This window comes from Brevundimonas aurantiaca (genome assembly GCF_014199955.1).
In the GTDB taxonomy this organism is placed as follows: domain Bacteria; phylum Pseudomonadota; class Alphaproteobacteria; order Caulobacterales; family Caulobacteraceae; genus Brevundimonas; species Brevundimonas aurantiaca.
In genome coordinates this window covers 1-1,187 of record NZ_JACHOQ010000022.1, presented here as the reverse complement: position 1 = coordinate 1,187, position 1,187 = coordinate 1, and the positions used below count along the sequence as shown (strand labels likewise).

Sequence of the window (1,187 nt, the reverse complement as noted above, 5' to 3'; positions counted from 1 at the left end):
TGACGTGACCCCCTGAAACTCCTCCAGGAATAGCTAGAGTCCGCCCCTCGAAAGGACGGACAGAATGAAGCGATCACGGTTCACGGAAGAGCAAATCATCGGGATTTTGCGTGAGCAGGAGGCCGGTGTTCCGGTGGCGGACCTGTGCAGGAAGCACGGTCTGAGCTCGCCGACCTTCTACAAGTGGAAAGCCAAGTATGGCGGCATGGACGTGTCGGAGGCCCGGCGTCTGAAGGCGCTGGAAGAGGAGAACGCCAAGCTGAAGCGGATGCTGGCGGACTCGATGCTGGACAACGTCGCGCTGAAGGATCTGCTGGGAAAAAAGTGGTGACGCCCGCTGCGCATCGAGAGGCGGCGGCGCACCTGCAGTTGGCATATGCGATGAGCGAACGGCGGTCCTGCCGGGTGCTGGGCGTGGATCGGACGAGCGTCCGCTATCAGGCGACGCGACCGGACGATGGCACCCTGCGCGATCGTCTGAAGGCTCTGGCCCAGGAGCGTCGGCGGTTTGGCTATCGACGTCTGCACGTGATGCTCCGGCGCGAGGGGCATGCGGTCAACAAGAAGCGAGTCCAGCGGATCTACCGCGAGGAGAAGCTGACGGTGCGCCGGCGCGGCGGGCGCAAACGGGCCATGGGCACGCGGCGCCCGCTGGAGATTCCTCTGGTCGCGAACCAGCGCTGGTCGTTGGACTTCGTCTCCGACCAGATGACCGATGGGCGGCGCTTCCGCATCCTGACGGTGATCGACAACTGCACGCGAGAGTGCCTCGGGCTCGTCGCCGACACCTCGCTGTCGGGACGGCGGGTGGCGCGCGAGCTGGACGCCATCATTCTGCGGCGCGGGCGACCAGAGACGATCATCAGCGACAACGGCACGGAATATACGTCCAACGCCATCCTGGCCTGGGCCGACGACGCCGGCGTAGGCTGGCATTACATCGCGCCGGGCAAGCCTCAACAGAACGGCTTCAATGAGAGCTTCAATGGTCGGCTGCGCGACGAGCTGCTGAACGAGACGCTGTTCCGATCCCTATCGCACGCCCGGGCGGTGCTCGAAGCCTGGCGGCGCGACTATAACGAAACCCGGCCGCACTCACAGCTGGGATGGCTGACGCCGCAGGCTTACGCAGAGGCGCTCACCGGACAGATCGGCCGGTCCGCTGCGCTGGTTGGAGGCTACGCTGA

1 protein-coding gene is annotated in these 1,187 nt (G+C 65.0%); it reads left to right on the top strand.

Going from position 1 to position 1,187, the window contains the following annotated elements; genetic code table 11:
- Positions 1-64: 64 nt before the first annotated feature.
- Positions 65-1,187, top strand: a protein-coding gene (locus tag GGQ93_RS16125; RefSeq protein WP_183218395.1) for an IS3 family transposase whose coding sequence is annotated in 2 segments (ribosomal slippage) — positions 65-317 and positions 317-1,187 — 1,124 coding nt annotated over the 2 segments. Because the reading frame shifts where the segments join, the coding sequence is not laid out codon by codon here. This gene is flagged as partial in the annotation.